General features: G+C 74.5%; 6 protein-coding genes. 2 read left to right on the top strand and 4 right to left on the bottom strand.

Annotation, left to right across the window (positions count from 1 at the left end; genetic code table 11):
• Nucleotides 1-915 (bottom strand): ROK family transcriptional regulator (locus RWM17_RS11035; RefSeq protein WP_314103656.1); only part of this gene is annotated, 915 nt, incomplete at its 3' end.
• Nucleotides 916-1,041: 126 nt separating this feature from the next.
• On the opposite strand from RWM17_RS11035, the gene RWM17_RS11040 reads away from it, so the two are divergent.
• Both RWM17_RS11040 and RWM17_RS11045 read left to right on the top strand, forming a co-directional pair.
• Nucleotides 1,042-3,237: an alpha-galactosidase gene (locus tag RWM17_RS11040; protein WP_314103658.1), complete on the top strand. Its 2,196-nt coding sequence runs from the start codon at nt 1,042-1,044 to the stop codon at nt 3,235-3,237.
• A 175-nt stretch (nt 3,238-3,412) separates the two neighbouring features.
• Nucleotides 3,413-3,697, top strand: a complete 285-nt coding sequence (locus RWM17_RS11045) for a hypothetical protein (RefSeq protein ID WP_314103661.1) — start codon at nt 3,413-3,415, stop codon at nt 3,695-3,697.
• 34 nt (nt 3,698-3,731) lie between these two features.
• On the opposite strand, the gene RWM17_RS11050 is transcribed toward RWM17_RS11045, so the two are convergent.
• The 3 genes from RWM17_RS11050 to RWM17_RS11060 all read right to left on the bottom strand — a co-directional run.
• The gene (locus tag RWM17_RS11050; protein WP_314103663.1) at nt 3,732-4,325 is read right to left on the bottom strand and encodes a TetR/AcrR family transcriptional regulator; all 594 of its coding nucleotides are present in this window, start codon (nt 4,323-4,325) and stop codon (nt 3,732-3,734) included.
• A gap of 166 nt (nt 4,326-4,491) precedes the next feature.
• A complete protein-coding gene (locus tag RWM17_RS11055) occupies nt 4,492-5,529 on the bottom strand; it encodes an SDR family NAD(P)-dependent oxidoreductase (RefSeq protein WP_314103665.1) in 1,038 nt (345 codons plus the stop codon).
• A 213-nt stretch (nt 5,530-5,742) separates the two neighbouring features.
• Nucleotides 5,743-6,448 (bottom strand): DUF2071 domain-containing protein (locus RWM17_RS11060; protein WP_314103667.1); only part of this gene is annotated, 706 nt, incomplete at its 5' end.

The following is a 6,448-nucleotide window of genomic DNA, read 5'->3' on the forward strand; positions in this document are numbered from 1 at the left end:
CGCCCCGGCGTGCCCGGACGCGTGCGCCGCCAGCAGGTCGTCGAGCGAGACGTCGCCGCCCCGTCCCAGGGCCTCGGCGGCCCGGTCGAGCACGGCCGGCAGGGCCAGCACCGAGGAGGCGCACCCCCGGTGGCCCTCGTCGCAGACGCCGTCGCCGATGCCGAGCGGCACGTGGGCGATCGGGCTCCGCGCGCTCGTCGGCAGGTCGAGGATCTCTCCCCCGACGACCAGGGCGTAGCCCAGGCCCGCACCGATCGTCACCAGGGCGAAGCGGTCGAGGTCCCGCGCGGACCCGAGCCAGCGCTCCGCGCGGACGAGCGACACCACGTCGTTGTCGACGACGACGGGCAGGTCGAGGCGCTGCCGGAGGGCGGCGCCGAGGTCGACGTCGACCCAGCCGAGCAGCGGCGCGACCGAGACGCGGCCCTCGGCGTCGAGCTGTCCGCCGACGCTCACCCCGACCCCGTGGACGGCCCGGTCCGGACACAGGACGAGCAGCTCACGCACGAGATCGACGACGGCGTCCGCCACGACGACGGGATCCGTCGACGCGAGCTCCGTCGACGCCTCGTGCAGCACCTCGGCGCGCAGGCCGGCGACCACGCCCCAGACGCGGGCGGCGGTGATCTTGACCCCGACGACCACGTCGCGGTCGAGGACGAGGTCGAGCGGGGTCACCGGGCGCCCGAGGCCGGGGCCGAGCACCGGGCCGAGCTCGGACACCACCCCGGCGTCGAGCAGGGGTCGGACCGCGCGCGTCACCGAGCCCGGGGTGAGGCCGAGCGCGAGCCCCAGCTCGCCGCGGGTCAGCGGGCCGTGCAGCAACAGCTCGACGATCACCTGGTGACCGGTGCCGCGGCGCGGCAGCAGCGGTGCGGGCCTCGTGACGCTCAACGGCTCGGCTGGGTCGTCCACGGCGCCTCCTCCGACGCTCAGAGTGTAACGAGGGACCCCCTCCTTGACCGACCACATCGTTGCGCACTACAAATAAACGTCGAGGTCGACCCCCTCGGCAGCACGCGACCCCGCCAGAGGAGCACGATGACGACGCCGTCCGACCCCACGACCGACCGGACCACCGACCCCGCGACGGCGGGGCCCACGGCTGACGCGATCCCTTCGGTCGTCCACCTCACCTCGGGCGGCGTGAGCGTCGTGCTCGACCTCGGCGCGGGCCGCCTGCCCGTCGTCGCCTGGTGGGGCGCCGCCCTCGGCGACCTCTCGGCGGACGAGCTCGAGGCCGTCGTCCGCGGCGGCCTCGCCGGCGTCGTGCCGAACGAGCTCGACGAGCCCGAGGTCGTCGAGCTGCTGCCCCTCGCCTCCGGTGGCTGGCGGGGCCAGCCCGGCCTCGAGGGGCACAGTGCCGGGACGTCCTGGACGCCGCTCTTCCGGGCTGAGGCCACCACGCTCGAGGGCCGCGTCCTCACCGTGCACGGCGTCGACGAGCAGTCGGGCCTCGCGGTCGACGTCGTCGTCGAGCTGCTCGGGTCGGGGCTGCTGCGCAGCCGCGCCGCGGTCACCCGCACCTCCGGCGACGAGTTCGTCGTCGACTCGCTGCAGATCGCCCTGCCCGTGCCCCGGCGCGCCCAGGAGGTGCTCGACCTCGCCGGCCGGTGGGGCCGCGAGCGCGCCCCGCAGCGGCTGCCGTTCGTCGTGGGCGCGCACGTGCGCGACTCGCGGCGCGGACGGACCGGGGCCGACGCCTCCTTGGTGCTGGCCGCCGGCACGCCCGGCTTCGGCTTCTCGTCCGGCGAGGTGTGGACGCTGCACGTCGCGTGGAGCGGCGACCACCGCGAGTACGCCGAGCGCATGGCGAGCGGCACGAGCGTGATCGGCGGCGGCGAGCTGCTGCTGCCCGGCGAGGTGCGGCTCGCGGCCGGCGAGACGTACCAGGGGCCGTGGGTCTACGCCTCCTGGGGGCGAGGCCTAGACGCCGCCGCGGCGCGGTTCCACGAGCACCTCAGGTCGCGCGACGGGCACCCCTCGTCGCCGCGGCCCGTCGTGCTCAACACCTGGGAGGCCGTCTACTTCGACCACGACCTCGACCGACTCGTCGAGCTCGCCCGCGCGGCCGCCGAGGTCGGCGCCGAGCGGTTCGTGCTCGACGACGGGTGGTTCCGCGGGCGGCGAGACGACACGGCCGGCCTCGGCGACTGGTTCGTCGACGAGACGGTCTGGCCCGACGGCCTCGAGCCGCTGATCGGCGCCGTGCGCGAGCTCGGCCTCGACTTCGGCATCTGGGTCGAGCCCGAGATGGTGAACCCCGACAGCGACCTGGCCCGCGCCCACCCCGAGTGGATGCTCGCGCCGGCCGGCCGGCTCCCCATGACCGGGCGCAGCCAGCAGGTGCTCGACCTCGGGCACCCCGAGGCGTACGCGTACCTGCTCGAGCGACTCACCGACCTGCTCGGCTCGCACGACGTCGCGTACGTCAAGTGGGACCACAACCGCGACCTGCTCGAGGCCGGCCACTCCCCCACCGGCACGCCGGGCGTGCACGAGCAGACCCTCGCGCTCTACCGGCTGCTCGACGAGCTGCGCGGGCGGTTCCCGGCCGTCGAGATCGAGTCGTGCTCGTCCGGAGGCGCCCGAGCCGACCTCGCCGTGCTCGAGCGGACCGACCGGGTCTGGGCCAGCGACAACATCGACCCGCTCGAGCGCCAGCAGATCCAGCGCTGGACCTCTCAGCTGCTGCCCGGCGAGATCACGGGCTCGCACGTCGGCTCACCGCACTCCCACTCGACCGGCCGCACGCACACCGTGGCGTTCCGCGCCGGCACCGCGCTCTTCAGCCACTTCGGCATCGAGTGGGACGTCTCCCGGGCCTCGGCCGACGAGCGCGCCGAGCTGGCCCGCTGGGTCGACCTCTACAAGGAGGTGCGACCGCTCGTGCACACCGGTCGCGTCGTGCGCGCCGACCACGTCGACGAGTCGTCGCTGCTGCACGGCGTCGTGTCGCAGGACGGGTCGGACGCCCTCTTCGCCTTCGTCCAGCTGACGACGCCGCTCACCTCGGCGACGGGGTCCGTGCCGCTGCCCGGGCTCGACCCGGCCCGCCGGTACCGCGTCGAGCTGCAGGCGCCCGGCGACGTGCCCCGCACGCGGTCCGACTCGCCGCCGCCGTGGGTCGTCGACGGGGGCGTCGTGCTGTCGGGCGGCGTGCTCGCCGAGCAAGGGCTGCAGCTGCCCGCCCTGCACCCGGAGCAGCTGCTGCTGCTGCGCGCGACCGCCCTGTAGGAGGCGCGGGCCGGCCTTGGCCCGCTTCTCGCGAGTCGGAGGCGAGAAGGGGCGACATGGACGCGGGCCCCCGCCGACGACGTCCCTTCTCGCCCATGGAGCCGCTCGGGTCCCTCGGGGGGCGATCACCGCCTCCTGGGTGTCGCCCCTCGGGACACGGCGTACGCTCGCGCCCATGACCAACGACGATCACAGCAAGCGGCCCTCCGAGGCGACCACGGACACCGACGACCCCACGTTCGACAGCCCGCGCAGCGACGAGACGATCGACGAGATGCAGTCGACCCCCGTGTCGGACTCCCCCGCCGTCGACGACGACATCGACGAGGACGCGATCACGACCCTGCCCGGCACCGGCGGCCCGGACGACGTCGGCACGGTCGAGGTCGACCCCGACGACCTGAACATGTCGGGCGACTCGATCCCCGGGCACCCCAAGCCGGGCCCGCCCAAGCACTAGCCCGCAGTCGCGCGCGGGTCGGCAGCCGCTGCCCTCAGGCGCCGACGCCGTCCCGGAGGAGTCGGACGGCGCCGTCGACCGACTCCTCCGTCAGGTCCCGCCGCGTCACGATGTGGTAGCTGAGCAGACCTACCAACGCCTCGACCGCCGTCGCGATCGGGGCGCCGGCGCGCACCTGACCGGCGGCCGCCGCGCGGTCGAACCGCGCCTCGAGGGCCACCCTCGTCACCGTCGTGAGCTGCTCGTCGTAGCGCGCCGCCACCTCGTCGTCCTCCGCGGTCGCCGCCGACGTCGCCCTCAGCAAGGCGGCCGTCGACGGCGTCGCGAGCGCGCGGCCGAAGTCGCGCAGCCACCCCGCGACGTCGGCCCAGACGTCGGCGCTGTCGGTCTCGGGGCTCGGCACGGCGAGCCCGGGCATCAGGTGCCCCTCGAGGACGCCCTCGGCCACGAGCGCCGCCTTCGACGACCACCAGCGGTAGATCGTCTGCTTGCCGACGCCGGCCGCGACCGCGACCCGGTCGAGCGAGAGCTTGTCGTAGCCGCGCTCGGCGAGCTCGTCGCGGGTCGCCAGCAGGATCGCGAGGCGCGCCTCCTCGCTGCGGGCCCGGCCGGGTCGTGTCGTCACCATGCCTCCAGCTTCGCCCATCCGCGGCTCGTGACCGCGCCGTCCCCTCCTCATTCAGGACGTTGAGTCCTGAGTTCGCGTTGCGCAGGACTCCCGGGCCTGGATCGTGCACAGGTCAGGAGGCGGCACGCGACATCTCCTGAATCGTGCGAGCACCGGAGTCCGCGGCCTACTGCACCGACCAGCCGCCGTCGCTGGCGAGGATCGCACCGTTGATGTTCACCGCGTCGTCGCTCAGCAGGAACGTGATCGACGCAGCCAGCTCCTCGGCGGTCGCGATGGTGGGGATCGCCGCCTGGAACGGCCGCAGCCGCGCCGACCCGACCTCGGACACGGTCGCCGGGAAGGGGATCCCCGTCGCGACCCCGCCGGGCGCCACCGCGTTGACCCGGATGCCCTGGCCGGCGTACATGAACGCCGCCGACTTCGTCAGGCCGACCACGCCGTGCTTGGACACCGTGTAGGCGTTGCCCGAGGCGTTGCCGCGCAGCCCGGCCTCGGAGGCGACGTTGACGACCGAGCCGCGACCCGCCTCCTGCATGAGCGGCAGCACCGCCCGCGAGAGCTTGAACGCGCCGGTGAGGTTGACGGCGATGACCTTGTCCCACATGGCGTCGCTCGTCTCGTGCAGCGGCGAGAAGTCGTCGTTGATGCCCGCGATGTTCGCGAGGGCGTCGATGCGCCCGTCGGCGGCGGCGACGATGCGGTCGACGTCCGCCTGCGCCGTGATGTCCCCGGCGACCGTGACGAGGGGGACGTCGAGGTCCGGCAGGTCGGCGACGAGCGCCTCCAGCTTGTCGGCGAAGAGGTCGACGGCGACGACGCGGCCGCCCTCGCGGGCCACGCGGGAGGCGGTGGCCCGGCCGATCCCGGAGGCCGCGCCGGTGACGACGACGGTCTTGCCCGTGAACCGGCCCGGCGTGGCCTTCTCGCGCCAGGGGCCGGTGTCGTCGCCGCCCGCCGCCTCCTCGGGGAGCACGCCGCCGTTGGCCCGGAGCACGAGGTCGTCGACGACCGCCTGCGGCAGCTGGCCCTGGCTCAGCGCGACGAGCTGCTGCAACGGCAGGCCCCGGACGGGAGCGAGCGACGACTCGTCTAACGCGCCTCCCTGCCCGAGGACCTCACGGACGAGGGCGCCGCCCTCGGGGTGGTCGAGCCAGTCGCCGATGGAGGTCGAGCCGGTCAGCGGGCGGTCGTTCGTGGTCATGGTGTCTCGCTTCCTCGCGTTCAACGAGACCGTTTGTCTCGTTTTGGTGAGGGTAGGGGCGGAGGCTGAGCGTCAGCCGCGCGAAGGGTCGACCGCACGAGCTGGCGCAGTTCAGGACCCGTGCCTTCCGCTTTCCTGATCCGTGCACGATTCAGGACTGCGCCTCCCCCCGCCGCACGGCTCAGGACCGATCGTCCTGAATGAGGAGGACCCTCAGCCGCGTGAGTACCGGACGACGACGCCCGGCGACCACGTCGTGAGGTCGGGCTCGTGGTCGACGAGGCCGGGCAGGCCGGCCGCCGCGAGCAGCTCGTCGTCGAGGCGGGTCACCGTCGCGGTCCGCAGGGGCCACGGCTCGTGGGCCCTCCGCCACCAGCGGGTCCGGCCGAGGGAGGCTGCGTGCACGCCCCAGCGCTCCGTCAGGAACTCCAGGGCCGGGTCGGGCGCGACCACCTCGTCGCCCGGGACGACGCGGACGAGGCTGCCCGCACCTCCTCGATGGCGCTGTGTGCGGTGCGCGACGTCGTCCGCCCGAACCCGTGAGCCTGCTCGGGCCCAGACGTAGGGCAGGCCGATCGTGCGCGCGGCGAGCACCGCCGGGAGGTGCTGCGTGTCGATCGAGCGGTAGGCGACGCCCCGCCTGCCGGCGTCGTCGACCGTCGCCAGCTGCACGACGATCTCGGTCATGGTCCCGAGGCGGCCGAGCCTCGGCAGGGGCGGCACCGTGCTGTCGACGAAGCGGTAGGCGACGAGGCTGGCCCAGGCCGCGCCGTCGTGCTCGTCGGGGCGGGTGCCGGGCGGCACGAGCGGGGCGACGAGGTCGGGCTCGACCCGCCAGTGCAGGCCGACCACCTCACGCCAGTCGTGCTGCGTGACGGGTCGGTGCGGGAGCGGAGGGGCGGCGGACACGCGTCCGTTC

This window comes from uncultured Frigoribacterium sp., assembly GCF_963515265.1.
Lineage (GTDB): Bacteria > Actinomycetota > Actinomycetes > Actinomycetales > Microbacteriaceae > Frigoribacterium.